The organism is Desulfovibrio sp. ZJ200, from assembly GCF_011039095.1.
GTDB lineage: Bacteria > Desulfobacterota > Desulfovibrionia > Desulfovibrionales > Desulfovibrionaceae > Desulfovibrio.
In genome coordinates, this window is sequence record NZ_JAAKEH010000004.1 from 51580 (window position 1) to 76959 (window position 25380).

The 25380-nt window shown below is 62.1% G+C and carries 25 protein-coding genes and 1 tRNA gene; 15 read left to right on the forward strand and 11 right to left on the reverse strand.

Annotation, left to right across the window (positions count from 1 at the left end):
• The first annotated feature begins 9 nt into the window (after positions 1 to 9).
• The 9 genes from aroL to G7Y52_RS02215 all read left to right on the forward strand — a co-directional run bounded on the left by aroL (position 10) and on the right by G7Y52_RS02215 (position 7082).
• Entirely contained in the window at positions 10 to 597 is a 588-nt protein-coding gene (gene aroL / locus G7Y52_RS02175) for a shikimate kinase AroL (RefSeq protein ID WP_165065363.1), read from the forward strand.
• On the forward strand, positions 569 to 823 hold the full coding sequence (locus G7Y52_RS02180; RefSeq protein WP_165065366.1) for a glycosyltransferase: 255 nt from the start codon (positions 569 to 571) through the stop codon (positions 821 to 823). Before aroL ends, G7Y52_RS02180 begins: the two co-directional genes overlap by 29 nt.
• A gap of 183 nt (positions 824 to 1006) precedes the next feature.
• Positions 1007 to 1426 carry an ATP synthase F0 subunit B gene (locus G7Y52_RS02185; RefSeq protein WP_165065369.1) on the forward strand — a complete coding sequence of 140 codons (420 nt, stop codon included), beginning with the start codon at positions 1007 to 1009 and terminating at the stop codon, positions 1424 to 1426.
• 111 nt (positions 1427 to 1537) lie between these two features.
• Positions 1538 to 2113, forward strand: a complete 576-nt coding sequence (locus G7Y52_RS02190) for an ATP synthase F0 subunit B (protein ID WP_165065372.1) — start codon at positions 1538 to 1540, stop codon at positions 2111 to 2113.
• Entirely contained in the window at positions 2110 to 2661 is a 552-nt protein-coding gene (gene atpH / locus G7Y52_RS02195; RefSeq protein ID WP_165065375.1) for an ATP synthase F1 subunit delta, read from the forward strand. The genes G7Y52_RS02190 and atpH overlap by 4 nt, the downstream gene beginning before the upstream one ends.
• A gap of 3 nt (positions 2662 to 2664) precedes the next feature.
• Positions 2665 to 4173 carry a F0F1 ATP synthase subunit alpha gene (gene atpA, locus G7Y52_RS02200; protein WP_165065378.1) on the forward strand — a complete coding sequence of 503 codons (1509 nt, stop codon included), beginning with the start codon at positions 2665 to 2667 and terminating at the stop codon, positions 4171 to 4173.
• Between the two features lie 24 nt (positions 4174 to 4197).
• On the forward strand, positions 4198 to 5082 hold the full coding sequence (locus G7Y52_RS02205) for a F0F1 ATP synthase subunit gamma (protein WP_165065380.1): 885 nt from the start codon (positions 4198 to 4200) through the stop codon (positions 5080 to 5082).
• A gap of 10 nt (positions 5083 to 5092) precedes the next feature.
• Positions 5093 to 6514 carry a F0F1 ATP synthase subunit beta gene (atpD, locus tag G7Y52_RS02210; RefSeq protein WP_165065383.1) on the forward strand — a complete coding sequence of 474 codons (1422 nt, stop codon included), beginning with the start codon at positions 5093 to 5095 and terminating at the stop codon, positions 6512 to 6514.
• 166 nt (positions 6515 to 6680) lie between these two features.
• Positions 6681 to 7082 (forward strand): F0F1 ATP synthase subunit epsilon, encoded by a 402-nt coding sequence (locus G7Y52_RS02215; RefSeq protein WP_165065386.1) that lies wholly within the window; start codon positions 6681 to 6683, stop codon positions 7080 to 7082.
• Between the two features lie 386 nt (positions 7083 to 7468).
• On the opposite strand, the gene G7Y52_RS02220 is transcribed toward G7Y52_RS02215, so the two are convergent.
• Entirely contained in the window at positions 7469 to 7750 is a 282-nt protein-coding gene (locus tag G7Y52_RS02220; RefSeq protein WP_165065389.1) for a hypothetical protein, read from the reverse strand.
• A gap of 389 nt (positions 7751 to 8139) precedes the next feature.
• On the opposite strand from G7Y52_RS02220, the gene lepA reads away from it, so the two are divergent.
• Complete coding sequence (gene lepA, locus G7Y52_RS02225; protein WP_165065391.1) at positions 8140 to 9945, forward strand: translation elongation factor 4; 1806 nt, start codon at positions 8140 to 8142, stop codon at positions 9943 to 9945.
• A gap of 62 nt (positions 9946 to 10007) precedes the next feature.
• On the opposite strand, the gene G7Y52_RS02230 is transcribed toward lepA, so the two are convergent.
• The 5 genes from G7Y52_RS02230 to G7Y52_RS02250 form a co-directional block, all read right to left on the reverse strand.
• Entirely contained in the window at positions 10008 to 10982 is a 975-nt protein-coding gene (locus tag G7Y52_RS02230) for a glycosyltransferase (RefSeq protein WP_165065394.1), read from the reverse strand.
• Positions 10979 to 11512 carry a GtrA family protein gene (locus tag G7Y52_RS02235; RefSeq protein ID WP_165065397.1) on the reverse strand — a complete coding sequence of 178 codons (534 nt, stop codon included), beginning with the start codon at positions 11510 to 11512 and terminating at the stop codon, positions 10979 to 10981. The genes G7Y52_RS02230 and G7Y52_RS02235 overlap by 4 nt, the downstream gene beginning before the upstream one ends.
• On the reverse strand, positions 11509 to 12465 hold the full coding sequence (locus G7Y52_RS02240; RefSeq protein WP_165065399.1) for a glycosyltransferase family 2 protein: 957 nt from the start codon (positions 12463 to 12465) through the stop codon (positions 11509 to 11511). The genes G7Y52_RS02235 and G7Y52_RS02240 overlap by 4 nt, the downstream gene beginning before the upstream one ends.
• 245 nt (positions 12466 to 12710) lie before the next feature.
• Positions 12711 to 13889 carry a DegT/DnrJ/EryC1/StrS family aminotransferase gene (locus tag G7Y52_RS02245; protein WP_165065402.1) on the reverse strand — a complete coding sequence of 393 codons (1179 nt, stop codon included), beginning with the start codon at positions 13887 to 13889 and terminating at the stop codon, positions 12711 to 12713.
• A 331-nt stretch (positions 13890 to 14220) separates the two neighbouring features.
• Positions 14221 to 14706 carry a chemotaxis protein CheW gene (locus G7Y52_RS02250; protein ID WP_241159562.1) on the reverse strand — a complete coding sequence of 162 codons (486 nt, stop codon included), beginning with the start codon at positions 14704 to 14706 and terminating at the stop codon, positions 14221 to 14223.
• A 36-nt stretch (positions 14707 to 14742) separates the two neighbouring features.
• On the opposite strand from G7Y52_RS02250, the gene G7Y52_RS02255 reads away from it, so the two are divergent.
• Positions 14743 to 15033 carry a hypothetical protein gene (locus G7Y52_RS02255; protein ID WP_165065405.1) on the forward strand — a complete coding sequence of 97 codons (291 nt, stop codon included), beginning with the start codon at positions 14743 to 14745 and terminating at the stop codon, positions 15031 to 15033.
• On the opposite strand, the gene G7Y52_RS02260 is transcribed toward G7Y52_RS02255, so the two are convergent.
• Both G7Y52_RS02260 and G7Y52_RS02265 read right to left on the reverse strand, forming a co-directional pair.
• A complete protein-coding gene (locus G7Y52_RS02260; protein ID WP_165065408.1) occupies positions 14988 to 15812 on the reverse strand; it encodes a glycosyltransferase in 825 nt (274 codons plus the stop codon). The two genes, G7Y52_RS02255 and G7Y52_RS02260, sit on opposite strands and share 46 nt — an antisense overlap.
• A 318-nt stretch (positions 15813 to 16130) precedes the next feature.
• On the reverse strand, positions 16131 to 17741 hold the full coding sequence (locus G7Y52_RS02265; RefSeq protein ID WP_241159563.1) for a cobyric acid synthase: 1611 nt from the start codon (positions 17739 to 17741) through the stop codon (positions 16131 to 16133).
• A gap of 205 nt (positions 17742 to 17946) precedes the next feature.
• On the opposite strand from G7Y52_RS02265, the gene G7Y52_RS02270 reads away from it, so the two are divergent.
• The 3 genes from G7Y52_RS02270 to G7Y52_RS02280 all read left to right on the forward strand — a co-directional run bounded on the left by G7Y52_RS02270 (position 17947) and on the right by G7Y52_RS02280 (position 22702).
• Positions 17947 to 19977, forward strand: coding sequence for an AsmA family protein (locus G7Y52_RS02270; RefSeq protein WP_165065411.1), 2031 nt, complete (start codon positions 17947 to 17949; stop codon positions 19975 to 19977).
• Between the two features lie 809 nt (positions 19978 to 20786).
• Positions 20787 to 21635, forward strand: a complete 849-nt coding sequence (gene motA, locus G7Y52_RS02275) for a flagellar motor stator protein MotA (RefSeq protein WP_165065414.1) — start codon at positions 20787 to 20789, stop codon at positions 21633 to 21635.
• A gap of 359 nt (positions 21636 to 21994) precedes the next feature.
• Positions 21995 to 22702, forward strand: coding sequence for a flagellar motor protein MotB (locus G7Y52_RS02280; RefSeq protein ID WP_165065417.1), 708 nt, complete (start codon positions 21995 to 21997; stop codon positions 22700 to 22702).
• Positions 22703 to 22876: 174 nt separating this feature from the next.
• Here G7Y52_RS02280 and G7Y52_RS02285 read toward each other — a convergent pair whose 3' ends face one another.
• Together G7Y52_RS02285 and G7Y52_RS02290 are read right to left on the reverse strand one after the other, a co-directional pair.
• Positions 22877 to 23563 (reverse strand): metal-dependent hydrolase, encoded by a 687-nt coding sequence (locus tag G7Y52_RS02285; protein WP_165065420.1) that lies wholly within the window; start codon positions 23561 to 23563, stop codon positions 22877 to 22879.
• Between the two features lie 10 nt (positions 23564 to 23573).
• Complete coding sequence (locus G7Y52_RS02290) at positions 23574 to 24152, reverse strand: UbiX family flavin prenyltransferase (protein ID WP_165065423.1); 579 nt, start codon at positions 24150 to 24152, stop codon at positions 23574 to 23576.
• A 229-nt stretch (positions 24153 to 24381) separates the two neighbouring features.
• Between G7Y52_RS02290 and G7Y52_RS02295 the strand changes: the two genes are divergently transcribed.
• A tRNA-Arg gene (locus G7Y52_RS02295) sits at positions 24382 to 24458 on the forward strand.
• A gap of 295 nt (positions 24459 to 24753) precedes the next feature.
• Here G7Y52_RS02295 and G7Y52_RS02300 read toward each other — a convergent pair.
• Positions 24754 to 25350 carry an adenylyl-sulfate kinase gene (locus tag G7Y52_RS02300; protein ID WP_165065426.1) on the reverse strand — a complete coding sequence of 199 codons (597 nt, stop codon included), beginning with the start codon at positions 25348 to 25350 and terminating at the stop codon, positions 24754 to 24756.
• Between the last annotated feature and the right edge of the window lie 30 nt (positions 25351 to 25380).

Here is a 25380-nt window from a genome sequence, read left to right on the forward strand (position 1 = left end):
TCAGGGGCGATGTCAGGGACGATTTTTCTGGTGGGACCCCGCGCCGCGGGAAAAACCACGGTAGGTCGGGCGCTGGCCGCAACGCTCGGCTGTCCTTTCGCGGATACGGATCTGCATCTGCGCGAGAGCCTGGGCCTTTCCGTGGCCGAAGTGGTGGCGGCCGAGGGTTGGAAGGGCTTCCGGGCCCGCGAAAGCGTCGCCCTGCGAGAATTGGCCGCGCGCTATGCAGCCTTGGCCCCGCAAACCTCGCCGGCCTCGCGCGGCGCAGTGATCGCCACGGGCGGCGGCATGGTCCTGGCTGCGGAAAACCGGCGCTTCATGCGCGAGCAGGGCACGGTCTTCTATCTGGCGGCTCCGGCCCGGGCCCTGGCCGCGCGCCTGAGCGCAGATCCCCAGGCGGCGCAGCGGCCCTCGCTCACAGGCCTTGCGCCCACCGAGGAGGCGGCGCGGATTCTGGCCGAACGCCAGCCCCTGTACGAAGACGCGGCCCACTATACCCTTGACGCCACGGCCCGGCCCGAAGAAATCTGCGCCCAGGCCCTGCGCCTGCTGCGCCTTGCGCGCCGCCATGCGCTGTATCAGGGCCACTGGCGCTGACCCGCTGCCGTCTTTTGAGATCCTGGTCATCAATGACGGCTCCACGGACCAAAGCCCTGCTCTTCTGGAAAAATTCGCCTGCCGGGAGCCGCGCCTGCGCGTGCTGCACCGCCCCCAGGCGGGCACTGCGGCGTCCTCAATACCCTCACGGCCCACGGCGCGGCCGAAGAAGCGGCGCACTGGCTGGCAAAGGCCGGACACCCTCCACTTTCCAAAATTGATATAACCATTTGATTTAATAAAATTTTACAGAACTTTTCCTCCTTCCCGGGCATGATTGAGACAAAAAAATTTGTAAAGTTTGCGAAATTTGTCACCAATACCCTTTGACATAACCGCGCCGCGGCGCTATGATGCAAGGGCTTAATGTATTTACTCCTTCACTCCGCCATTCACGGGAGGATGCGGCATGCTGGATCTCAACATCACCCTGGTCTTTCAGTTGGTGAATTTCTTCATTGCTCTCTTTGTGCTCAACATCCTCCTGATCCGTCCCATCCGCACGATCATCAAAAAGCGCAACGGCATCATGGACGACATGGCCGGCGAGGCCGATTCCTTTGAGGCCCGGGCCGCCGAGCGTCTTGCCAATTACGAGGCCGAGCTGGCCCGCGCCCGCCAGGACGCCGGGCTGGCCCGCGAAGAAGGCCGCGCGCTCGGCACGACCGAGCAGCAGAATATCGTGGGCGAGGCTCAGAAAAACGCCCGCGAGATTCTGGCCGAAACACGCGACGCCTTGCATGGCCAGGCCGAAGCCTCGTTACGCGAATTGCGCAACCAGGTGAGCAGTTTCTCTGCCCGCCTGGCCGATCGCCTGATCAAAAACTGACCCGTTTTCCCGCGGCGCTGCGCCGCTGCCCCGCGTTGAGGGGCATGGGGCTGTTGCGCCGTTGCACGGCACTGTCGCACTTTGGATTCTTTCTCAGAGAGGGGGTGGGCTTTGAGCAGTTGGAAACATTTTGGGCTTATCCTGCCGCTGGCTCTGGTCATTGCCGCCGTTGCCGCGCAGGCCGTTGCCGCGGAAGCGGGGCACGAGGCGCCGCGCTGGGGCGACTTCGGCTGGAGAGTGCTCAACTTCGTGATTTTCGCCGGCATCCTCTGGCACTTCATCGGCGGGCTGGCCAAACGCTTTTTCAAGGGGCGCCGCCAGTTAATCCGGCAGAGCCTGGACGATCTGGAAGAACGCCGCGCCAGGGCCAAAGAACATCTGGCCGCAGTGGAAGCGCGCATTGCCCGCCTTGATGAGGAGCGCCAGGCCATTCTGGAAGAAAGCCGGATTCAGGCCGAAACTCTCAAGCAGAGCATCGTGGCTGAAGCCCGGCGGCAGGCCGGGCAGATTGTGGAACAGGCCAGGCTCGCCGCTGAAAACGAAGGCCGCTCCGTGCTGGCTGAAGTGCGCGCCGTCATTGCCGATGAAATCGTGGACGCGACCGAGAAAGCGCTGCGCGAAAAGCTGAAGCCCGCGGATCACGAAAAACTTATCGCCAAATCCCTCAACAAGGTGGTGCTCCATTGACTGACACTGTGGTTGCACGCAGGTATGCCAACGCCATATTCGCGTTGAGCCGAAAGGACGGGGACGACGCCCTCACCCGGCACGGGGATTGCCTCGCTGCCCTGGGCGGAATGCTTGCCGCCGCGCCTGGGCTGGACATGACCCTGAAAAGCCCGGTGATCAGCGTGGAGGAAAAAAAGGCGGTGCTCGGCAAGCTGCTGGACAGACTGGATGCCGACCGGATGGTGCGCAATTTCTGTTTTTTGCTGGCCGACAAAGAGCGGCTGGGCTTTTTGCGCGACATCACCGCCTGGTACGGCAAGCTGCTGGATGAAGCCAGGGGCGTAATCCGCGGGCAGTTGATCACGGCCGTGGCGCTCACCCCCAAAAAACAGGCCGCGCTCAAAGCCGCGCTGGAAGAAAAAAGCGGCGCGGGCATTGAGCTGACCTTTGCGGTGGATGGCTCCATATTGGGGGGAATGGTGCTCAAAATGGGAGATCGGGTGCTGGACGCAAGTCTGCGCGCGCAATTGGGGATTCTTCGGGAGACATTCAAGAGGGGTGTATAGCACATGCAGATCAAAGCCGAAGAGATAAGCAAGATCATTGAGGATCAAATCCAGAATTACGAACAGCGCGTGGAGATGAGCGAAACCGGCACCGTGCTCTATGTCGGCGACGGCATCGCCCGCGTCTACGGCGTGCAGAACGCCATGTCCATGGAATTGCTGGAATTTCCCGGCGGCGTCATGGGCATGGTGCTCAACCTCGAAGAGGACAACGTGGGCGTGGCGCTGCTCGGTTCGGACGTGGGCATCAAGGAGGGCGATCCGGTCAAGCGCACCGGCAAGATCTTCTCCGTGCCCGTGGGCGACAAGGTCATGGGCCGCGTGCTCAACCCTCTGGGCGAGCCCATCGACGGCCTCGGCCCCATTGAATCCACGGAAATGCGCCCCGTGGAAATCAAGGCTCCGGGCATCATCGCGCGCAAGAGCGTGCATGAGCCTATGCCCACGGGCCTGAAGGCCATCGACGCCATGACGCCCATCGGCCGCGGCCAGCGCGAGCTGATCATCGGCGACCGGCAGACCGGCAAAACCGCGGTCTGCCTTGATGCCATTCTCGCTCAGAAAGAGACGGACATCCACTGCTTCTATGTGGCCATCGGCCAGAAAAAAGCCTCTGTGGCCCTGGTGGCCGACGTGCTGCGCAAATACGGGGCCCTGGAATACACCACGATTATTTCGGCCACGGCTTCCGACCCCGCGCCTTTGCAGTACATCGCGGCGTACACCGGTTGCACCATGGCCGAGTACTACCGCAACAGCGGCAAGCACGCCCTGATCATCTACGACGACCTTTCCAAGCAGGCCGTGGCCTACCGCCAGATGTCCCTGCTGCTCCGCCGCCCGCCCGGGCGCGAAGCTTTCCCCGGCGACGTCTTTTATCTGCACTCGCGCCTGCTGGAACGCGCGGCCAAAGTCAACGACAGCCTTGGCGCGGGTTCACTGACGGCTCTGCCGATCATTGAGACGCAGGCCGGCGACGTCTCCGCGTACATCCCCACCAACGTGATTTCGATCACCGACGGTCAGGTCTATCTGGAACCGAACCTGTTCAATGCGGGCGTGCGCCCGGCCATTAACGTGGGTCTTTCCGTGTCCCGCGTGGGCGGCGCGGCCCAGATCAAGGCCATGAAGCAGGTGGCGGGCACCATGCGCCTGGATCTTGCCCAGTACCGCGAACTGGCGGCTTTCGCCCAGTTCGGCTCGGATCTGGACAAGGCCACCAGGGCCAAGCTGGATCGCGGCGCGCGCCTGGTGGAGCTGCTCAAGCAGCCCCAGTATCAGCCCATGCCCGCCCAAGAGCAGGTGGCCTCCATCTTCGCGGCCACGCGCGGCCATATGGACGACGTGCCCGTGGAGCAGATCCGCCGCTTTGAAAGCGAAATGCTGACCTTTATGCGTGACACCAGGAAGGACGTGCTGGACGCCATCAAAGAAAAGAAAGTCATTGACGAGGCTGTGGAAAGCGCGCTCACCGAAGCCATCGCCGCCTTCAAGCAGGGCTGGCAGGCCTAAGGCCGCAAATTCCGGGAGACAAGCATGCCTTCACTCAAAGACGTAAAAATGAAGATCGTGGGGGTCGGCAAGACCAAGCAGATCACCAAGGCCATGAACATGGTGGCCTCGGCCAAGCTGCGCGGCGCGCAGGCCCGCATAGAGCGCTTCAGACCATACGCGGCCAAATACCGGCAGGTGCTCGCCGAGCTGTCGCGCAAGGTGGAGGGCAACGCCCATCCTTTGCTGGCCGAACATGAGGAAAAGAAAAACTGCGCCATCGTCATGGTCACTTCGGATCGCGGCTTGTGCGGCAGCTTCAACGGCAGCATCATCAGCGCCGCCCTGAAGCTCGCGCAGGAAAAGACACAGGCGGGCATGAAGGTCAGCTTTGCCTGTGTGGGCCGCAAGGGGCGTGACGCCGTGAGCAAGAGCGAGTATGCAATGCTCACCTCCTATGGCGACCGCATGGGCAGCATTGACTTCGCTCTGGCCAGTTCCGTGGGCCAGGAGGTCATCCACGGCTATGAAAGCCTGGCCTTTGACGAGGTCTGGCTGGTCTACGGCGAATTCGTGTCCATGGGCCAGCAGCCGCCGCGCGCGCTCTGCCTGCTGCCGCTGAAAACGCCCGAGGCCGAAGAGATTGCTGAAGAAGCCGGCGCAGCGCGTTGCGAATATGTCTATGAGCCGCAGGAAGACAGACTTCTGGCCGAGCTCCTGCCCCGCTACGTCAAGGTGCAGGTCTACCGCGGCCTTCTGGACACCTCGGCCAGCGAGCATGCGGCGCGCATGGCCGCCATGGACAACGCCACGCGCAATTGCAACGAGATGATCAGCATGCTGACCCTGCTCTACAACAAGACGCGGCAGGCCTCCATCACCAGCGAACTCATCGACATCGTCGGCGGCGCGGAAGCGCTGAACGGTTAAGGAGCCAAACATGAGCAAAAACATCGGTAAAGTCGTTCAGGTTATCGGCGCCGTGGTGGACGTTGAGTTCAGCGACGGCAACCTGCCGAATATCTTCACCGCCCTGGAGATAAAAAACCCGAACAACAGCGACGCTCCGGATCTGATCTGTGAAGTGGCGCAGCATCTGGGCGACAACGTGGTCCGCACCATTGCCATGGACGCCACCGAAGGCCTGGTGCGCGGCATGGAGGTCGTGGACACGGGCCAGCCCATTATGGTCCCCGTGGGCAAGGCCGCCGTGGGCCGCATCCTGAACGTCATCGGCCGCCCGGTGGATGAATTGGGGCCGGTCAATGCCGAAAAATACTATCCCATCCACCGCCCCGCGCCACAGTTCACGGATCAGAACACCAAGGTCGAGCTTCTGGAAACCGGCATCAAGGTGGTGGATCTGCTCGTGCCCTTCCCCAAGGGCGGCAAGATGGGCCTCTTCGGCGGCGCGGGCGTGGGCAAGACCGTCATCCTCATGGAAATGATCAACAATATCGCCAAGCAGCACGGCGGCTCCTCGGTCTTTGCGGGCGTGGGCGAGCGCACTCGCGAAGGCAATGATTTGTACAACGAGCTGAAGGAAGCCGGGGTGCTGGAGCGCGCCACGCTTGTCTACGGCCAGATGAACGAGCCCCCGGGAGCCCGCGCGCGCGTGGCCCTCACCGCCCTGGCCTGCGCCGAGTACTTCCGCGACGAGGAACATCAGGACGTGCTGCTGTTCATCGACAATATCTTCCGCTTCACCCAGGCCGGTTCGGAAGTGTCGGCCCTGCTCGGCCGCATGCCTTCGGCCGTGGGCTATCAGCCCACCCTGGGCACGGATCTTGGCGCATTGCAGGAGCGCATCACCTCCACCAATGCGGGCTCGATCACCTCGGTGCAGGCGGTGTATGTGCCTGCCGACGACCTGACCGACCCGGCCCCGGCCACGACCTTCTCGCATCTGGACGGCACCCTGGTGCTTTCCCGCCAGATCGCGGAGTTGGGCATCTACCCGGCTGTGGACCCCCTGGACTCCACGTCGCGCATCCTTGACCCCAACGTGGTGGGCGAAGAGCATTACAGCGTGGCGCGGCGGGTGCAGATGGTATTGCAGAAGTACAAAGAATTGCAGGACATCATTGCCATCCTGGGCATGGACGAGCTTTCGGACGAAGACAAGCTCACTGTGGCCCGCGCCCGGCGCATCCAGCGCTTCCTCTCCCAGCCGTTCCATGTGGCCGAAACCTTTACGGGCACGCCCGGCCAGTATGTGAAGCTGGAAGATACCATCAAGGGCTTCAAGGGCATTCTGGATGGCGAATATGATCAACTGGCCGAGAGTGACTTTTACATGCTCGGCAGCATTGAGCAGGCCGTGGCCAAGTACGAGCAGCGCAAGCTGCAGGAAGCAAACTGACATTCAATCTTTTTTGCCGTCGGCGGCTTCACGCGGCCCGGCCCGGTCATGAGAGGGCCAACTCGCCGGGCCGCGCCGCTGGCCCTGCCGACCACAAAAAAATGTTCACTGTGTGAGCCGTACCGGAATCGTAGCTCTCGGGACATCAGGAGCGTAAGGAGTTGATATGGGCACGCTGCAACTGGAAGTGGTGACGCCGGACAAAACCGTGGTCAGCGCCGAGGTGGAAATGGTTGTCTGCCCCGGCGTGGAAGGCGAATTCGGCGTGCTGCCGCAGCACGTCTCCATGCTCTCGGCCCTGAAAACCGGCGATCTGCGTTACCGGGCCAACGGCAAGGATGAAAACGTCTTCATTTCCGGCGGCTTTGCCGATGTGAACAACGATGTGCTGACTGTGCTTGCCGAATCCGCGGAACTGGCCAGGGACATTGATGCCGCACGGGCCCAGGCCGCCAAGGAGCGGGCCGAGAAACGGCTTGCCGCGCATGACGACAGTATTGATCAGGCCCGGGCCGAGGCCGCGCTGCAGAGAGCGATTGTGCGTCTGCAGATTGCCCAGTTAGGCTGACCGCGCCGGAGAACAAACCCACGGAGAGCCGGAAGCCCCGCTTCCGGCTCTTTTTTCGCGCTTTCCTGCCCTGCGTGACGCCGGCATCCCGCACGGCATGGCGCGCTGTGAAACGCACCAGGCGCCCCATGTCGTCGCAAAGCAATCCGGCACTGTGGCTTTATGCCGTCCCGGCGGGAGCCGGCGCCAATGCGCGCAGCAAACACAGACAGTGCCGGGTGTGCAAACCTTTCGGCGATGGCACGTCCGTGTGTTGCCTCTTTTTCCGCATTACCTTTGATCGCCTCACGCGGAGCTTGCTCACACTGCCTTTATCCGTGCAGCTCCCGAACCCGGTTCCGGCGAAAGACGGCATACCCATGGAAAGACAGCCTCTCAGGCCGCTCTCAGCCTACATTTTTCAGAATGCGGCGCGCCAGCTCGGCCAGCAGTTCATCCGTACTGTACGCCCCAACGGGCCGGCTTTCCGTCATCATGAACCCGGCCGGATTGGCCGCGCCTGCCGCGCCCGGCTCCAGCAGCATCCCGCCTTTGCCCAGGCGGATCCAGTCCGGGTTGATTCCTTTCTTGTCAAGCAGGATCAGCAGCCAGTCGGACGGAATCAGTTTGCGGCGTCTGGCATCGGCCACTTCCGGCGGGGTGCCGTACGGCAGGGGAATCTCGGTCATTTCGCTCTCCGGCGTTGCTGGTGGGCAATCGCGCAACAAGCAATTGCCGGGAGCTAGCAACCGCCCCAGGACGGCAGGTTTATTCCCTCTTGCGAGGTGTTGTATTCACCGCACTCCCGACAGCATACGCAGAGAGGCGGTCGCGCTTGCCAGAGCAAGTACGACCCCGCGCGTGTCGGCGGCGGTTCCGCCCAGGGAAAGGTGTTGCTAGCACCTGAGGGCACTATGCCTGAAGAGAGAGTGAGGATCAAGAACAGACGGCGCATGGTGCGGGGCTGAGGCAGCGCATGCTGCCGCCCCGGCCGGGCAGGGCTCCTGCCGTGGACGTTGGCGCTGTTTTCGCCTACCATGTCTTTTTTTCACACTATGCAGCCTTTTCAGGACAAGCCATGCCCACACAGGATCATATCCGCAACTTCTGCATCATTGCCCATATTGATCACGGCAAGTCAACCCTGGCCGACCGCATTCTGGAACTGACCCGGGTGGTCAGCGCGCGCGAGGCCCGCCAGCAGTATCTGGACAAAATGGATCTGGAGCGGGAACGCGGCATCACCATCAAGGCGCAGACCGTGCGCATTCCGTACACCGCGGCTGACGGCAGAACCTATCAGCTCAACCTGATCGACACGCCCGGCCATGTGGACTTCAACTATGAAGTCTCACGCTCCCTGGCGGCCTGTGAAGGCGCGCTGCTGGTGGTTGACGCGACCCAGGGCGTGGAGGCGCAGACCCTGGCCAACGTCTATCTGGCCCTGGATCACGATCACGAAATCGTGCCGGTGCTGAACAAGATCGATCTGCCCAGCGCGGACGTGGAACGGGTCAAGGCGGAGATTGAGGAAAGCATCGGCCTGGACTGTTCCGAGGCCCTGGCCGTGTCGGCCAAGACCGGCATGGGCGTGGACGCGGTGCTGGAAGCCATTGTGCAGCGGCTGCCCGCGCCCGGGGGCGACCCGGCCGCGCCGCTCAAGGCCCTGATTTTCGACTCCTGGTATGACAGCTATCAGGGCGTGGTCGTGCTTTTCCGGGTCATGGACGGTACGGTGCGCCTCAATGCGCGTATCCGGCTGATGAGCACCGGCAAGGAGTATGAAGTGCTGCGCCTGGGCGTGTTTTCGCCCGAGGCCACGGATGTGCGTCAACTCGCCGCCGGTGAAGTGGGCTTCTTGTGCGGCTCCATCAAGGAACTGGGCGACGCGCGCGTGGGCGACACCATCACCCTGGCCGACAAGCCGGCCACGGAAGCGGTTCCCGGTTTCAAGGAAGTGAAGCCCATGGTTTTCTGCGGGCTGTATCCAACCGAGTCTGACGAGTACGAAAATCTCAAGACCGCGCTGGAAAAACTCCAACTCAATGACGCGGCCTTCAGCTTTGAGCCGGAAACTTCCCAGGCGCTTGGCTTTGGTTTTCGTTGCGGTTTTTTGGGCCTGCTGCACATGGAAATCATCCAGGAGCGCCTGGAACGCGAGTTCGAGGTCGGCCTGATCGCCACAGCGCCCTCGGTGGTCTACAAGGTGGATACCGCGGAAGGCAAAAGCCTTGAAATCGACAATCCCAGTCATCTGCCGGACCCGACCAGGATCAGCGCCCTGTACGAGCCTTACGTCAGCATGGATATCCATGTGCCCAACGAGTATGTCGGCAATGTCATGAAGCTCTGCGAGGAAAAACGCGGCACGCAGAAAAATCTGCACTATCTGGCCGCCAACCGGGTAGTGGTGACCTATGAAATGCCCTTTGCCGAGATCGTCTACGACTTTTTCGACCGCCTCAAATCCGCCACGCGCGGCTATGCCTCCATGGACTACCAGCCCATTGATTACCGCGCCTCTGATCTTGTGCGCCTGGACATCATGCTCAACGGGGAGCCCGTGGACGCCCTGGCCGTCATCGTGCACCGCGACAAGGCCTATGCCTGCGGCCGCTCCCTGGCCCTCAAACTCAAGCGCACCATTCCCCGCCAACTCTTTCAGGTGGCCATCCAGGCGGCCATCGGCCAGAAAATCATTGCCCGTGAGACAGTTTCCGCCTTTCGCAAGGATGTGACTGCCAAGTGCTATGGGGGCGACATTACCCGCAAGCGCAAGCTGCTGGAAAAACAGAAGGAAGGCAAAAAACGCATGAAGCGCATGGGCAATGTGGAACTGCCGCAGGAAGCCTTTCTGGCCGCGCTCAAGGCCGGGGACGAATAAAGACTTTCAACTTTGAAATGCTCCAGAGACAGGCCCTAGAGCATTTTCTCTTTGAAAATGCTCTAACGGCGCAGCCCCGCGGGCAGGGCAAAGTAGACGCGCGCGGCCACGTCAAACAGGCAGCCCGGCAGAAAGCTGGCCCACCAGAACAGGCGGTACTTGCGCGAGAAATTCCGCCACGGGCCGATGGCTGCGCGGGCTTCCGCATTGCGCCCTTCGCGCCAGAGGGCCACTGCCTTTTGAAAGGCGGCCCGCCGGCTGAGCAGGGCCACAAGATCCGCATGTTCCTGCGCATAGCCGGGGTACAGACGGCAATGCTTGTCCAGAATACGCAGGGTTTCATCCGCGAACCGGCCGAATTTGCGAAATGTGGTATTGGCTCCATGCACGCGCCAGAGCGTGAGCGGCTGATCCACAAAGTCCAGTTCCCAATCATGGGCAATGCGGTAAAAAACGTCGGCCTCTTCGCAGACAGTGAGGCTTTCGTCAAACCAGCCGCCGTTGCGCCCCTCTCCGGGCGGGCAGCCGTCAGCGGCCAGGCCGGCCAGGGCCTCGCGCCGGATCACGGCTGAAGACATGGAGATCCACTGCCGCTCCATAAGCTGGCCGAACACTCTGCCCCGGGCCGGGGCGGCTTCCGCGAAAAGGCGCTTGAGCACGCGCCTGCCGTCGAATATTTCCGTGTCCGTGCAGACCAGGCCCACACGGGGATTGGCCTCAAACAAGGCCGTCTGCTTTTCCAGCTTTTGCGGACGCCAGAGATCGTCGCAATCCAGAAAGGCCAGATAGCGGCCCCGCGCCTGAGCCAGGGCCAGATTGCGCGCCGCGCCCAGCGGCACGGTGACCGCGCCCCGGAAATAGCGAAGCCGCGCGCCGTAGCTTTGGGCAATGGCCGCGCTCTGGTCCGTGGAACCGTTGTCCCAGAAAATGACTTCAAAATCCTCAAGGGTCTGCGCCATGAGGCTGTCCAGAGCCGCGCGCAGATCCCTGGCGCTGTTCAGGCAATTCATAATCACGGATACGGCGGGATGCGTCATGGCCTGGCCCCTTTGTCTTGCGGCGGCGCTCCAGATCCGGCACTGGCCGACGGCCCGCAATCGCCGCCCGGGCGCGCCTCCTTTTTGCCCGCATCCCGGACCTGACGGAAGACCCAGTACTTGCAGAGCAGATAGACAATCACCGGCACCAGAACCACGGCCACGGGCATGGCCAGCTCATAGGAAAGCCCCAGGCCGGTGAGCAGCCAGATAATCGCGGAATTGAGCCCCAGACCCAGGGCCTGGGTGGCCGCGAAACGCGGCAACATGCTTTTGTGCCCGTTTTTGGCCTGGAAGGTCCAGGCGCTCTGCCCCCAATAGGAGACGAAAAAACTGATCACATAGGCCAGGGCATTGCCCGCCAGCACCGGCAGCCCCCAGACGTTCACAAACAACAGGCCCAGCAGGGCATAGCTGAGGGTCGCCGCTCCGCCCACCAGGCCGAAACGTATCCAGCGGCGGGCCAGCAGATTTTGCACAAAAGCCAGCAGATCGCCCCAGCCCGCACCTCGGAGGCCGTTGCCGCTCATAATGTCTTTTCCACAATATAGCGCGGCCTGCGGCGCACTTCGGTGAAGATCCTGGCAATATACTCGCCCATCAGAGCCAGACAGAACAACTGCACCGCGCCCAGCAGCAGAACCACGATGATCAGCGAGGTCCAGCCTGGAATGGTTTCGCCCTGAAGATGCTCGTACAGAGAAACCAGACTGTAGATCAGGGCCGTGATCATGCAGGCCAGGCTCATGAAGCCCGCCAGACGCAGGGGCGCGGCGCTGCAGGATGTGATGCCCCGCCAGGCGAAGGAAAGCATTTTCAGCAGCGGGTACTTGCTTTCGCCTGCCTGACGCGAAAGGCGCGAATAATAGACTTTTTCGGTTTTGAAGCCCAGGGTGGGAAACAGGCCGCGCAAAAAAAGCGTCTGCTCCTCAAAACCCTGCAAGGCCTCCAGCACGGGCCGTGACGCCAGGCGATAGTCCGCGTGGTCCGGAATAAGCCGCACGTTCAGCCAGCCCATGAGGCGGTAAAAAAAATGCGCCGTGCCGCGTTTAAAGGCCGTATCCGCGCTGCGATCCTTGCGCACGCCGTAGACAATGTCCGCGCCTTCCGCGTAGCGCGCCAGCATTTCGGGGATGACGTTGATGTCGTCCTGCAAATCGGCATCCAGACTGATGATGCAGTCCGCGCCCCACTGGCGGGCCGTGTCCATGCCCGCCCAGACAGCGTTCTGATGCCCGGCGTTGGCCGCAAAGCTGATGCCCCGGCAGTACGGATCGCAGGCATGGCGGGCCGCAAGCAACTGCCAGGTGGCATCGCGGCTGCCGTCGTCCACATACAGGGCGTAACTTTCGGGCCGGATCAGGCCTTCAGCCTTGCAGCGCGACAACAGCCCGGCCAGCGCATCCAGGGTGCGGGGCAGAGTTTCCTCTTCATTGTAGCAGGGGACGACCAGAACCAGCAGAGGGGCGGGGCGGGAAGGCATTTCAGGCTCCTTCATGACAAAGCGGCAGGCGGGGCGCACAGAGCGGGCCAGGTTGGAAATGCGCATGTTCTGCCCGCGAACGTGGCGCGCGTCGCAACTCGGTTGCCCCGGTGCCGCCGCGGCCACAGAGACGCCCTTGCGGGCCGGCGCGGCTGAAAACATCCAGCCCGGCAGACGCGGCGCGATCCGCAGGGGCGGCAGTCCGGCCGCGCCTCTGGAACAGCGTAGCTTTCAAAAAAACGTGGTCAGCGTGCATTCCCGGCATCTGCGGTCTGCAAGGCCCGGCCGAGCACGGCGCAGATGTTTTCCACGTCCTGCGAACTCAGGCCGGGATGCAACGGCAAGGTCACCAGCTCCGCGTACAACTGTTCGGCCACGGGCAAACGCAGTGCTCCGGCCCCGAAAAAGCTCAACAAATGATTGGGCTTGTAATGCACGCCCGTGGGGATGCCCTCTCTGGCCAGCGCCGCCTTGACCGCATCCTTGCGGCCGCCCAGGATGCGCACCGGCAGGATGTGGGGCACGATAAAATCCTCGGGGTCGGTCCGCAACAGGGCCAGACCGGCCCCCCTGGCCGCAAGCTCGCCCAGGCGCTCGCCGTACAGGGCTGCGAGCCTGCGCCGGGCCGGAATGAACTCGCTTTCCAGACGGGAAAGCTGCACCCTGCCGATGGCGGCCATGATATTGCTCAGATGGTAGCGCCAGCCCTGGCGTTTCACATCCGGGTCCCAGGAGCGGCTTCCGGCAAAACGTTGCCGCGCGTCATCCGCCACGGAAAGCAGGCGCGCGTCCGAGGCCAGGCGCGCGGCCTCGGCGTCAAAGGCCACCAGGCAGCCGCCTTCGCCCGAGGTGATGTTTTTAATCCCGTCAAAACTGAAGCAGACCATGTCCCCAAAGCTGCCGATCTTGCGGCCGTGATGCCTGCCGCCAAACGCATGCGCGGCGTCTTCCACCACGCGCAGGCCCTTGCGGCGGGCAAAGTCGTGGACCTCGTCCAGATGCCAGGGATTGCCGGCGTAATCCACGGGCATCACGGCAATGGTGCGGGAGGTCAGGCGTTTTTCAGCGTCTTTGAGGTCCAGAGTGCCGGTTTCAGGCAGCACGTCGCAGGCCACAGGCACGCAGCCCGCCGCCGTAACGGCCTGAAAGGAGGCCACAAAGGTCAGGGAGGGCACAAGCACCTCGGCAGCGCCGCCCGTGGCCCGACTTTGGGCCGCCACGGCATCCACGGCAAGATGCAGGGCAGCGGTGCCCGTATTGACGCTGATAATCTGCGCAGGCTCCACGCCGAGATAGGCGGCCAGATCCTCTTCAAACAGGCGCGTTTCATTGCCCATGCCCAGATATCCGTCTTCCAGGATGACCCGGCTGACGGCTGCGGCCTCGGCTTCTCCAAGTATGGAACGCGAAAGACGTAAGGCCATGATCCCTCCTGCCTGAGCGCGCCCGCCCTGCCCGGCGGCGCAACGGCGCGGCTCCCGCCTGCCGCGAAACGGGCCGCGGCAGCGGCGTCCTGCAAGCGTCGCGCATGGCAGAAACGGCCTTTGCGGCAGCTTCACTGTGAAGCCGCTCTGCTGCCCGAAGGCGGCAGCCATCGCAAAGGCATGCGCGCAAGTTATTCACGCTGTCGTCTGCAAAACCTTGAGGTTGTCAAATCTCAAAGTTTCGTTCTGCCGAAAAACGCGGCTGGCGCTGCTGCCGGGGCGGCACGCCGCGCCGTATGCGGCCTGAGAGCATTTTCAATGGCAGAATGCTCTACAATGTATCAAGATTCATGTCGCCCAATAAGTTGTTCAGGTCAAGCAGAATGAGCAGTCTGTCGTGCAGCTTGCCAACGCCCTTGATATACTCGGAGCCGATGCCGGCCACCACCGGCGGCGCGTCTTCCACGGTGTTTGCCGGAATGCGCAGCACTTCGGAGACCGCATCCACCAGAAAGCCCACGATCTTCTGCCCGAATTCCATGACCACAATGCGCGTATTGGCGTCGTGCGTCACTGCGGCCATGCTGAAGCGAGTCCGCATGTTGATCACCGGAATGACCTTGCCGCGCAGGTTGATCACGCCTTCAATGAAAGCCGGGGCGCGCGGGACCATAGTGATCTGCATCAGGCGGATGATTTCCTGCACGGCCAGGATATCCACGCCGAACTCCTCTTCGCCGATGCGGAAGGTGACCAGTTGGAGCAGATCATCGTCATGCTCATCCTGAACGTGTTTCTGATCCATAGCCTGACTCATGCTACAACCTCCGTGAGATGCGGCTCATAGTGGGGCATGCCTCCTTTACGAACAGCCTGCCTGACCCGCCTGAACAGTTATGAACCCACCTTTCTGCCCGGCCTGGAGCTGGCCGGGCGCAAGCGCCCTTTTCGCTTTGTTCCCGCTGCCGAAGCGGCACTCCGGGCCATGCGCGCGCCGATGGGCAAGAAAAACATCTCTTCTGGCGGTCTTATCGGCCGTTGGAGCCAGGACTTCAGAGCTCAGGGCCAGGCCGGGGCAGGCCGGGGCGCGGGGGCCCCTCAGCCCCAGCTTTCCACCAGCGCACGCTCTTCGGGCCGAAGATAGCCCAGCCATACGCGCCGCAGGGCCTCAAAATGATTGATGCGCAGCTCCCGGCCCCAGGCGCTGGTCAGATCCCACGGCTTGGGACCGTGGAAATGCACAATATGCGCTGTGTCCAGGGCATCGGCCTGATAGGGGGGGCGGTTCCAGCGATCCTCCAGCCGGGTGATGCGCTTGCCGAAAAAATAATTGAGCAGGGATTGATCGAGATTGCCGATGCAGTGCACATTTTGCACGGAAAAGGCCAGAAAGTGCTCTATCAGATCGTGCCTGCGCAAACGTTCCAGATTAAAGAGCACAACCCCGCTGGAAAATGTCCAGATCGGAAAAGGCAGGGGCACGGTATATGTTTTGCCCCGAAAATCATAGGCCAGCCGCTCGCGCTCATGGTAAAAGGGGGCCGTGTACTCGCGCGCCATGCCCATGTATGGCGGGGTCAAATCAGCAAGCGCATCCAGAGCGCGGTAAAAGAGCACGTCCGCATCGCAGTACAGCGCTGTGGCATCCCCGGCCAGCTCAGGCACCAGAGCCAGCTCCAGTTTGAGGAAGCAGCCGATATTGGCCTGAGCTTGCGGCGGCAAGACCGCAGGGCTCAGACGCGGGCAATAACGCGCCAGGGGGATGTTTTCCCCGGCCAGCGCGGCGAGCACCTCCGGGCTGTTCCCGGCATAGACGCAGAGGCAGGGCGTCGCGGCTCCCTGCACGGCCCGCAACGAGCGCACGGCCACCTTGAGGAGCATCAGGTAGCGCGGGTTGTCGTCTATGCAGAAAACGACCTTCACGCAACTTCTCCGGTCAGTTTTTGCCGCAGCCGCGCTCCCCTCCGGGGCAGGCGGCCAAAAGACGCGGCAGGAACAGTTGCACCGTATTGGAAGTTTTGACAAGAGCGCGGATTGTCATGCGTTTGCCCCCGATTCCGCCCGCTGCCGCGCAGAAAAAACCAGCGCCGCGGCCTTCTTGAACCGTCCGGTAGAGGGGCACAGGCTAACGAAAAATGCACATTCCAACAAGCCCCGGAAGTGGCGGATGCCCGGGACACATTCCGGGCCTGCCCGCAACGGCGCGCAGAACGTGTGCGGCATGGAGCGGCCCTGAACTGCCTACAGCCCCAGAAGCGCGAGCACGGCAGGCATGTCCAGGCTCTTTTCCACGGCGTCGGCCAGGCGATCCAGCTCCGGCTCCAGGCTGTAGGCGCTTGCGGCGGATTTCGGCGTCAGCCCGAAGTCGCGGCGCAGATTGTTCAAAAAAGCATGGCGAAAATCGTCAGCGTCAAAGACGCCGTGCAGATATGTGCCCCAGATGCAGGCCCGTGACCGGCCCTGTTGCGGGTCCGCCAGCAGGCCCCAGCCCAGAGGCCGCTTCTGTGCATCCTGCATGACCGGCACAAGGGCCCCGCGCGGGACGGCGGCGCGCCCATTGCCGGAAGGCATGCTCCGGGCGTCCGCGGCAACGTCGGGCGCGGGTTGGCTTTGGCCGTGGTGAATTTCATACCCGCTCACAGGCAGGCAGACGCCTGCCAGTGCTTCCAGGGCCCGACCACTGACGCGGCGCAACTGCTTTGCCGCGTGCAGGGTTGTACGCAGGGGCAAAAGACCAAGCCCGGCCTCCTCGCCGCCCTCCTCCAGCCCCAGAGGGTCCGCAAGACTTTGCCCCAGCATTTGCAGGCCGCCGCAAATGCCCACCAGCGCGCCTCGCCCCGAACTGCGGCACTGTTGTGCAAAGCGGCAAAGAGCCTGGCCCAGGCCGCTCTCATGCAGAAAACGCAAATCCGCAAGGCTGTTCCGGCTGCCGGGCAGGATCGCGGCCTGCGGTTCCCCCCACGCCTCGGCGCTTCGGATGACGCGCACGCGCACGCCGGGTTCGGCGCGCAGGGCGTCCAGATCCGTGGCGTTGCTGATGTGCGGCAGATCCACAACGACAATATCCAGCATTTCCGAAGGGCGCTCGCCCGGCGGCGCTCCGGAATGCAGACCCGGGGTGAGCCCTGACTTGAAGCTGACGGAATCCTCTTCGGGCAGTTGCAGGCCCTCAATCATGGGCACCACGCCGAAAAAGGGCTTGCGCGTGCGGCGGGCGATGGCAATGAGAGCAGGCTCCAGCAAGGAAGGATCGCCGCGAAACTTATTCAGTATATACCCTGCCACACGCGCCCGTTCCGCGCGGCTGAGCAGACTCATCGTGCCTGCCAGCGCCGCGAACGCGCCGCCGCGATCAATATCCGCCACCAGCAGCACCTGGGCCCCTGCATAGCGCGCCATGCGCATATTCACAATGTCGTGCGCCTTGAGATTGATTTCCGCCGGGCTGCCCGCGCCTTCCAGAACCATTACGTCCATTCCCGCGGCCAGGCTGCGATAGGCGCGGCGCACCACGTTCCAGGCTTTGGGCTTGTAACGGAGGTACTCCTGCACCCGCATCCGGCCCACGGGTTTGCCCAGCACGATGACCTGGGAGCCGGTATCGGAAGTGGGCTTGAGCAGCACCGGGTTCATGCGCGCATCGGCGGGCAGGCCGCAGGCAGCGGCCTGGAGAGCCTGTGCGCGGCCCATTTCCCCGCCGTCAGGGGTCACAAAAGAGTTCAGGGCCATATTCTGGGCCTTGAACGGAGCCACCTTGAGACCCCGGCGGGCCAGCAGGCGGCAGAACGCCGCGGCCAGCAGGCTTTTGCCCGCATTGGAACATGTGCCCTGCAACATCAGGGCGGGAGGCATGGCGGTTTTCGCCGGCAGGGCTTGCATGCGCTTTTCCTTACCCGCAAGCAGGCTCCGGCGCAAGCCGCGTTTCTTTTGCGCGCAGGGCTGACGCAGAAGCTGCGTCAGCCCCGCATTTTCCGTGGACTCCACTTGCACCCATGCTGCGCATCCCGTATAAAGAAGGAATCCGTTATGCACATATATCGGCCAGCGTGAGGACATCATGAAACGTGTTCTGCTTTGGATTCTGGGCAGTGTGGCTGTCCTTGCCGCGGCGGCATTCGTGCTGCTCGGGCGGATCGACACCCAATTCATGGTCAGCCGGATTGCCGAGGCCACAGCCGCAGCCACGGGCAAACCGCTGATCCTCGCCAACGCGCCGCGCCTTTCCCTCTTGCCGCCCGGGGTGACGTTCGGGCAGGCCCAGTGGGGCGAGATTGTCGACGGCCAGGGCATTGCCGTCTCCGTGAAGGGCGGCCTGGCCGAGCTGGAGTTGAGCCCGCTTTTTTCCGGCAAGCTGGTCGTGCGCGAAATGCGTCTTGACAATCCCGTGTTTGAAATGCGCGAAAGCGGGGCAGGAAGCGTTGCAAAGGCCGGGCAGGCCCCTGACCGCGCGGCCCCCCAAAAAGACGCGCGCGCCGCCGCGCCTTCCGATGCCCTGCCTGTGGAGCTCGCGCGTCTGGTCTTGCGTCAGGGCCAGGTGATCTATGTTGACGCCCGGGGCACGACACTGCGGGTCAAAGACCTGAACCTCTCCGTAGAAAATTTGCGCCGCCGCGAGGAGGCCGCTGTGCGGTGTGATTTTGCCTTTGATCTGGACCCGGGCGCACGGCACGGGGCCACTGGCAAACTGGCGGGCACTCTGGCGCTGTCCGCCAAGCTGCGCTATTACGCGCCGGATTTGACCTTCCGGCGAGTTTCCCTGACCTTTACGCCCCTGAGCGGCATCCTGCCCAGGGAGGCAGGCCCGGTTCAACTGGCCTGCGAAGGGGCGCTCAACCTTCAGCATCTGCGCCTGCATCTGGCCAAAGGCCGTTTGAGCCTGCCGCAAGCCTCGCTGAACCTGAGCGGCGACGCGACGCTGGAGCCTCTCGCCTTCAAGGGGCGGGCCGATCTGGAAGGCTCCCCCCGCAAGCTGGCGGCCCTGGCCGGGCTCACGCTCAAGCCTTCGGCCAAAGACGGCTTGCGCCTTGAAAGCGCGCTGGAGTTTGCCGATACGACTCTGCATCTGCGCGACATCGCGGCACAACTGGACGGCACCCCGTTGCGCGGGAATTTCAGTGTGGCCCTGGGCTCGCCCGTGTCCGTCAGCGGCGGCCTGCAAGCGGGCCTGATCAATCTGGATGCATATCTGCCTTTGCCGGAGAAGCCCAAAACCGCCGCGAGCGCCGCAGAGCAGAACTCCGGTCAGGACGTGAACCGCGGCCCCGCCGCGCAGGCGACCAAAAACGGCCCACCGGCCTGGCCCGCGCTGAATCTGCGCGCAGCCCTGGCAGGCGTGCGTCACGGCAAAGTGAGCGTCACGAATCTTTCTTTTATTCTCAAGGGAGCCAACGGCAAATATAACGTCAGCACGTTGAGCTGCGCCCTGGGCAGCGGCGGCACGCTCAAGGGCGCCGCGGGCGCGGATTTGCAAAGCAAGGCCTGGTCACTGAGCCTCACGGCCGCCGGGGTCAATGTGGGCGCGCTGCTGGAATCCCTGGGGCAGGGGCGGCCCGTGGACGGAACAGCCGCGCTGAACGCGGATCTGACCACGCGCGGGGAAACGCCCGCGGCAATGCAGGCCGGCCTTAACGGCCGGGGCACGCTGGAGGTGCGTAATCTGAGCCTGGCCGCCATGTCAGCGCTGCCGAAAAACGTGCCCGGCCTCACCGGCAAGGAAGGCCGGATGCCCAGCCGTTTTGATCTTGTGCGCGTGCCCTTTACGGCCCGAAACGGCGAAATCGCCGCCCAGCCGATCACGGTGAGCGCGACGGGCTTCAACGCCGTGGGACAGGCCCGGGCCAGTCTGCCCCGGCAATATCTGGACGCTGCGGCGGACATAAAAACCCTGGGCATGACCATTCCGGTGATGGCCAAAGGCCCCTTCAGCGATATCGCCTACGGCGTTGACCCCAAATTCGCTCTGGATCTGGCCAAAAAACTGCCCGGCATTCTGCGGAATACGGGCAAGGAGAGCGGGAACGCGGGCGGCGCCCTGCAAGAAGGCCTGCGCGGCGCGGGCGGCCTGGTGAAAGGACTTTTGGGCCGATAATCCGGACTGAAATTGTGTCGGAGCAGGGGAACCATGAGGCCTGCAAAACTTTTGGCCACCGGTCATGCCGGCTCAGGGGCAGGGCCTTCGCCGCCTTGACGCCTGTCGCGTACAGGCCCTTTCTGTCAGAATCATTCAGAGTACTGTGATCTTTTCTGACGTTGAACGGCTTTGGGGGCGGCGTAAAAGTCTTCCCCTTTCAGCGTTTGGGGCTAAAGATTTTTTTCCGCCGGGCGATAAGAACGCTGGAAGCTGTCTCTTCAGTGAGAAATTTTGCCTTTGCGGCACGAAAAACAAGCTGTTGCGGAAGGAGTGTATTCTCGTGTCTGATTGCAAAAACTTCATACAGTCTTCTGCGTGAAATTTTTGCAGGATCGTTCGCGAAAAAGTCTGGTTCGCGCTTACGCACGGCGACGCCGCCGCGCGCCCCCTTGGGTTTTGCCGTGTCGCCTTGTAAAGGCTGCCACTGGGGCAGAGTGCCTTTGAGAGTGCACAATCTCAAAATTTTGCAGATGGTTGCTCCCGCAGCCGCCAGAGCAGTTTCAAAGGGAAAGTGCTCTGCCCTCAGCCGCCGGCGGCTCAGCCACTTTACGGTTGAGGACAGCAGCGTTATAATACGCTCCTTTCACAGAAAGCGCAGCTTGACGAAGCCGGGAGGCAAATGAACCGATTGGGCGGCAGGCCCGCGGATACTCTTTGAAAAATGACGCATGCCAACGGACGCCCGGCGTTTTATGCCCTTGTCCGTGGCCTCCCTGTGGTGTGAGCGAGGCGAACATTGCATGCAGTGAACGTACAGGCGGCAACGTATGTACTTACTTATCGGTCTAGCCATCGTTGCGGGCTCGGTCTTTACTGGCTATACCCTGTCCCACGGCGAATGGAGCGTGCTTTTCCAGCCTGCGGAATTCATCATCATTCTGGGCTGCGGCCTGGGAGCTTTTTTCGGCTCGCAGACCAAGTACACCTTTGGTCTGATCATGAAGAGCATGAAACATCTCTTCGCAGACCCCGGGTCCAGCAAGACCCGCTATCTGGAAACCCTGGCCCTGCTCTACGCGCTTTTTTCCAAAATGCACCGCGAAGGCGTGATCAGCATTGAAGGCGATGTGGAAAAACCGGAATCCAGCCCGATTTTCAGCAAATACCCCGCTGTTTCCAAGGACACCAAAATCGTCAACTTCATCGGCGACACTCTGCGTGTGTACCTGACCACCGGCGATCCGGCGGACATAGACAGCCTCATGGATGTGGATATTGCCACCATGCGCGAGGAAGGCATGCTGCCCGCGCACGCCGTGAGCCACATGGCCGAGTCCATGCCGGGCATGGGCATTGTGGCCTGCGTGTTGGGCGTCGTGCTGGCCATGGGCAAGATCAACGAACCGCCGGAAGTGCTCGGCCACTATATCGGCGCGGCTCTGGTGGGCACGTTTTTCGGCATTCTCTGCTGCTACGGCCTGTTCGGCCCCATGGGCGCCAAGCTTGAAAACTTTGTATCCGAGGAGCATTTTTATTATCATGCGATCAAGGAAGCAGTGGCCGCCGCCATCCGGGGCTCCACGCCTCTGATCGCCGTGGAATACGGCCGCCGGACCATTCCCTACCCGTTCCGTCCGCATTTTTCGGAAATGGAAGAAAAGCTCAGAAACGGCTAGCCCCTGTGCCAGTATGCTTTACAGGGTACTGGCCTGAGGGACGGAAGTCCGGCCCGCGCCAAAGGCGGCGTGAGCGAGCCGGAGCGACCGAAGGCGGCCCCAGAGCGGTTTGCTGTTGAAAACGGCAACCGCTCTGGCGACAGCGGTTGCGTTGGCTGGCTGCCGCAGTAACCAGTTGCTGTCTTCATCCGTAGCTTCCTTCGTCGCAACGGCTGAAGCCTGGACGCGAAATGATTGAAAATGGATATTTTCAATCAAAAAATGCTCTGGAAGCCTCTGTTTGACGCAGCCCGCCGCTCTTTTGCGGAAGTATTCGGCCGGGCTTTCCCGGCCTTTGCGTTTCAGCCCGGGAGAACTGTATGGGAAGTGCATGGAAAGTCGCGTATGCCGACTTTGTCACAGCCATGATGGCTTTTTTTCTCCTGCTCTGGGTTCTGAATATGGTGCCCCCGGAAACCAGAGCCGGTCTTGCGGCGTATTTCAGCGGCGAACGTAATTTTGACTCCAGCTCTACCTCGCCGATATCCAATAATCCCTTTATTCAGAACACGGACAAAATCGACGCCCGGGATCTCAAAATCAACGAGGTTCAGAAATCCCACTACGCCATTGCCCAGAAGATCAAGCAAATGCTCATGGCTGACGCCGTGCCGCAAAACTCTTCGGGCATCAGCGCCGATGACGTGGGCGTGCAGTTGCGCGTCAACTCCGACGTGATGTTCAAGCCCGGCTCCGTGGAGCTTCTGCCCGAGGGCGAAAAAATGCTGCAAAGCGTGCTGGAGATCATGAAGGATTACAATCTTTATCTGGTGGTGCGCGGCCATGCCGACTCCGCCGAGATCAAACAGCCGTATCCGTCAGCCTGGGAGCTCTCCGGCGCGCGTGCCGCTGCGGCGCTGCGCTATCTGGCCGAGCACGGCGTCAAACCCACGCGCCTGCGCGGCGTGGCCTACGGCGACGCCCGCCCGCTCAAACCGGGCATTGACGAACAAAGCCGGGCCATGAACCGGCGCGTGGAATTCTTTTTTCACCGTCCTGAGGTCATGTCCTACAACGTGGTGTATTAAAATCCGAAACGCTCTGCATTTTTCCTGCCTGCGGCCAAAGCTCCCGCGTCGCGCCGGCGAAGCCGGATTTCACCTTCTTTCCGGTGGAATGCCGGAAGAGCACCCTCTTCCAGTGGAATCTGAAAACGCTCGGGCCGGGAAGGCTCTCGCTCCCCGGCAGACGGTCTTGCTCGCTCAGGCGAAGGACAAGGTCTGGCCCGGGCGCATGGTCACGCAATCGCAGCCGGGGCAGACTTTTGCCAGCTGCGCCTGAAAATCCGCAGTGCTCTGGGCCAGAACCGGGAAGGTGCCCCAATGCATGGGGATCACGGACTTGCAGCCCAGCAGTTTGCAGGCCAGGGCCGCCTGCCGCGCATCCATGGTGAACACCCCGCCAATGGGCAGCAGGGCCACGTCAATGGCGTACAGCTGCCCCCAGAGTTCCATGGAGCTGAAAATGCAGGTATCGCCTGCATGATAGACCGTCAGCCCGTCAGGCATCTCAATGATATAGCCGGCCGGCGCGCCCGACTCGCTGGAATGGAAAGCCTGGGTCATGGTTGCCCTGATGCCCTTGCATTCCTGAGTGCCGCCCATATTGAAACCGATGCCGTTGAGAATCTGGGCCTCGGGCACGCCCGCTTTCATCAATTTCGCGGCCGTGCCCACAATGGCGCCCAGCATGGCCCCGCTCTTGCGGCAGACATCCACAGCCTGGCCCACATGATCCCCATGATCATGCGTCACCAGCAGCATGTCCACCGGGCCTGCGTTGTCCGCGTTCACGCCGGAGGCGGGAGTAAAAAAGGGATCAATCAGCACATGCGCCTGCGGCGCGCTGATTTTAAAGGCTGAATGCCCGTACCAGGTTATTTCGCTCATTGGTTTGCCCTCATTTATTGTTTTCAGCCCAGCGTTTTTGATTATGTTCCAGGCCCAATTGATCAAAAATTCGCCCGCTGGTCTGGAGCAAGATATCCTCAAGACTCTGAGGGCGCAGATAAAAACCCGGTGAAAAAGGCATAATTACGGCTCCGGCTTCGCGCAGCGCGAGCATGTTGCGCAAATGCACGGCGGAGAGCGGGCTCTCGCGGGTGACCAGCACCAGGCGCAAACCCTCTTTGAGGACCACGTCGCCCGCGCGCTGGACAAGATTGCGCGTGGCCCCGGAGGCCAGGGCGCCCAGGGTGCCCATGGAACATGGCAGAATCAGCATGGCGGCAGGCCGCTTGCCATGCCACCAGGAGCCGCTGGCCGGACCGGCCGCGAGATCGTCGGGCTCATAAAGGTGATCGGCATACGCGGCGAGCAATTCCGGGCCCGCGCCGCATTCGGCCTGCAAGACAGCCCGCGCTCCCCGGGAAATGATGCAGTGAACCCGCACCTCGGGCATGGCCGCCAGTTCCCGCAGGACGCACAAGGCAAGGGGCATGCCGCTGGCCCCGCTAACGCCCACCAGAATTTCCGGCATACTTTTTCCTTTCCGATTCAAGCGTTTCAGCCTGTTTTATCCCACAAAAACAAGCGGGCTGCAATCCAGGGCGCTCTTCGAGACATTCACGCCTTCAATGAAACTGATATTGCAACCATCTGAAATTCAATACGAATTTTTTTTAGAAAATCATCGAAAAGGTGAATGTCTCTCTGAATATCCTGACTTGACGCGGTTCCGCACAGAAGCTATGTAAACATTTCCCAATGCGCCCGTAGCTCAGCTGGATAGAGCGTTGGCCTCCGGAGCCAAAGGTCTGGCGTTCGAATCGCCACGGGCGCGCCAGAATGCAAGCGACGGCCGGATTGATCGATCCGGCCGTCGCATTGTTTCCGCTTTCCGGCGGCTCATGGCTGGCATAACGAAGACTCACGCGCTTGCGCGGCATGTTCCACCCGCTGCGTTGCACATGCCGCGACAGTACGCATTGCACAGAGGCGCACCGCATATCCTCACCCGGGGCAGGCACGCGCCCGCCGCGGCATAGATCATCCGTGCGCGCCGCGTCCGCCTCCGGACTGCCCTGCCGCCCAGCGTGCGCCGCGCGGCAAGGGCCAGCATCCTGATGCGGCAATAAATACTACATGAACACTTCCGCGTGCCGCAGACTGCCCTGCACGACTTCGGGCGACAATTCCGGTTGCATGCGCCGCCAGTTCCGCCCCTCGGCCAGGGCGCTCAACGCAAGATCGCGCAGCGCAAGGTAGCTTTCCGCCAGCGAGAGCTGATCCGTATCAATGACGCAATCTGTGCCGATCGGCTCGTCGAAGGCATCGGAGACGCCGGTCAGCAGATCCACTTCCCCGCGCGCTGCCTTGGCGTAAAGCCCCTTGGTGTCACGTTGCACAAGCGTGCTCAAGGAGCAACGCACCCAGACCTCGCGATACAGGGGAATCTGCTCGCGGTTTTTCTGGCGCATGCTCGCATAGGGCGTGATGGCAGCCACAACGCAAATTTTGTCCTGCGCGTGCAGTTGCAGTACATGCTCACGCATGGCCTCAATATTGCGCAGACGATCTTCAGGCCGGAAACCGCTGAAGCCGAACTGGCGGCGAAAGCGATCGCCATCAATAAATTCCGTTTCATGGCCCTGCGCTTCCAGATACAGACGCAGCAAAGACCCCAGGGTGGTTTTTCCGCTCCCGGAAAGACCCAGCAACCAGATGACAGGCTTCATGCAAACCTCGCTTTGGCATGGCGGCCCGAT

What these genes read in the sequence shown, in the direction of transcription:
- G7Y52_RS02250 (WP_241159562.1), bottom strand. Translation starts at nt 14,706, where the DNA reads ATGAGTCAGGCTATGGATCAGAAACACGTTCAGGATGAGCATGACGAT.
- atpD (WP_165065383.1), top strand. Translation starts at nt 5,093, where the DNA reads ATGAGCAAAAACATCGGTAAAGTCGTTCAGGTTATCGGCGCCGTGGTG.
- G7Y52_RS02230 (WP_165065394.1), bottom strand. Translation starts at nt 10,982, where the DNA reads ATGACGCATCCCGCCGTATCCGTGATTATGAATTGCCTGAACAGCGCC.
- G7Y52_RS02290 (WP_165065423.1), bottom strand. Translation starts at nt 24,152, where the DNA reads ATGCCGGAAATTCTGGTGGGCGTTAGCGGGGCCAGCGGCATGCCCCTT.
- G7Y52_RS02240 (WP_165065399.1), bottom strand. Translation starts at nt 12,465, where the DNA reads ATGCCTTCCCGCCCCGCCCCTCTGCTGGTTCTGGTCGTCCCCTGCTAC.
- aroL (WP_165065363.1), top strand. Translation starts at nt 10, where the DNA reads ATGTCAGGGACGATTTTTCTGGTGGGACCCCGCGCCGCGGGAAAAACC.
- G7Y52_RS02285 (WP_165065420.1), bottom strand. Translation starts at nt 23,563, where the DNA reads ATGAGCGAAATAACCTGGTACGGGCATTCAGCCTTTAAAATCAGCGCG.
- atpA (WP_165065378.1), top strand. Translation starts at nt 2,665, where the DNA reads ATGCAGATCAAAGCCGAAGAGATAAGCAAGATCATTGAGGATCAAATC.
- G7Y52_RS02255 (WP_165065405.1), top strand. Translation starts at nt 14,743, where the DNA reads ATGCCTCCTTTACGAACAGCCTGCCTGACCCGCCTGAACAGTTATGAA.
- G7Y52_RS02300 (WP_165065426.1), bottom strand. Translation starts at nt 25,350, where the DNA reads ATGAAGCCTGTCATCTGGTTGCTGGGTCTTTCCGGGAGCGGAAAAACC.
- G7Y52_RS02220 (WP_165065389.1), bottom strand. Translation starts at nt 7,750, where the DNA reads ATGACCGAGATTCCCCTGCCGTACGGCACCCCGCCGGAAGTGGCCGAT.
- G7Y52_RS02180 (WP_165065366.1), top strand. Translation starts at nt 569, where the DNA reads ATGCGCTGTATCAGGGCCACTGGCGCTGACCCGCTGCCGTCTTTTGAG.
- G7Y52_RS02245 (WP_165065402.1), bottom strand. Translation starts at nt 13,889, where the DNA reads ATGGCCTTACGTCTTTCGCGTTCCATACTTGGAGAAGCCGAGGCCGCA.
- G7Y52_RS02265 (WP_241159563.1), bottom strand. Translation starts at nt 17,741, where the DNA reads ATGCCTCCCGCCCTGATGTTGCAGGGCACATGTTCCAATGCGGGCAAA.
- G7Y52_RS02270 (WP_165065411.1), top strand. Translation starts at nt 17,947, where the DNA reads ATGAAACGTGTTCTGCTTTGGATTCTGGGCAGTGTGGCTGTCCTTGCC.
- G7Y52_RS02235 (WP_165065397.1), bottom strand. Translation starts at nt 11,512, where the DNA reads ATGAGCGGCAACGGCCTCCGAGGTGCGGGCTGGGGCGATCTGCTGGCT.
- lepA (WP_165065391.1), top strand. Translation starts at nt 8,140, where the DNA reads ATGCCCACACAGGATCATATCCGCAACTTCTGCATCATTGCCCATATT.
- G7Y52_RS02205 (WP_165065380.1), top strand. Translation starts at nt 4,198, where the DNA reads ATGCCTTCACTCAAAGACGTAAAAATGAAGATCGTGGGGGTCGGCAAG.
- G7Y52_RS02215 (WP_165065386.1), top strand. Translation starts at nt 6,681, where the DNA reads ATGGGCACGCTGCAACTGGAAGTGGTGACGCCGGACAAAACCGTGGTC.
- G7Y52_RS02280 (WP_165065417.1), top strand. Translation starts at nt 21,995, where the DNA reads ATGGGAAGTGCATGGAAAGTCGCGTATGCCGACTTTGTCACAGCCATG.
- motA (WP_165065414.1), top strand. Translation starts at nt 20,787, where the DNA reads ATGTACTTACTTATCGGTCTAGCCATCGTTGCGGGCTCGGTCTTTACT.
- G7Y52_RS02185 (WP_165065369.1), top strand. Translation starts at nt 1,007, where the DNA reads ATGCTGGATCTCAACATCACCCTGGTCTTTCAGTTGGTGAATTTCTTC.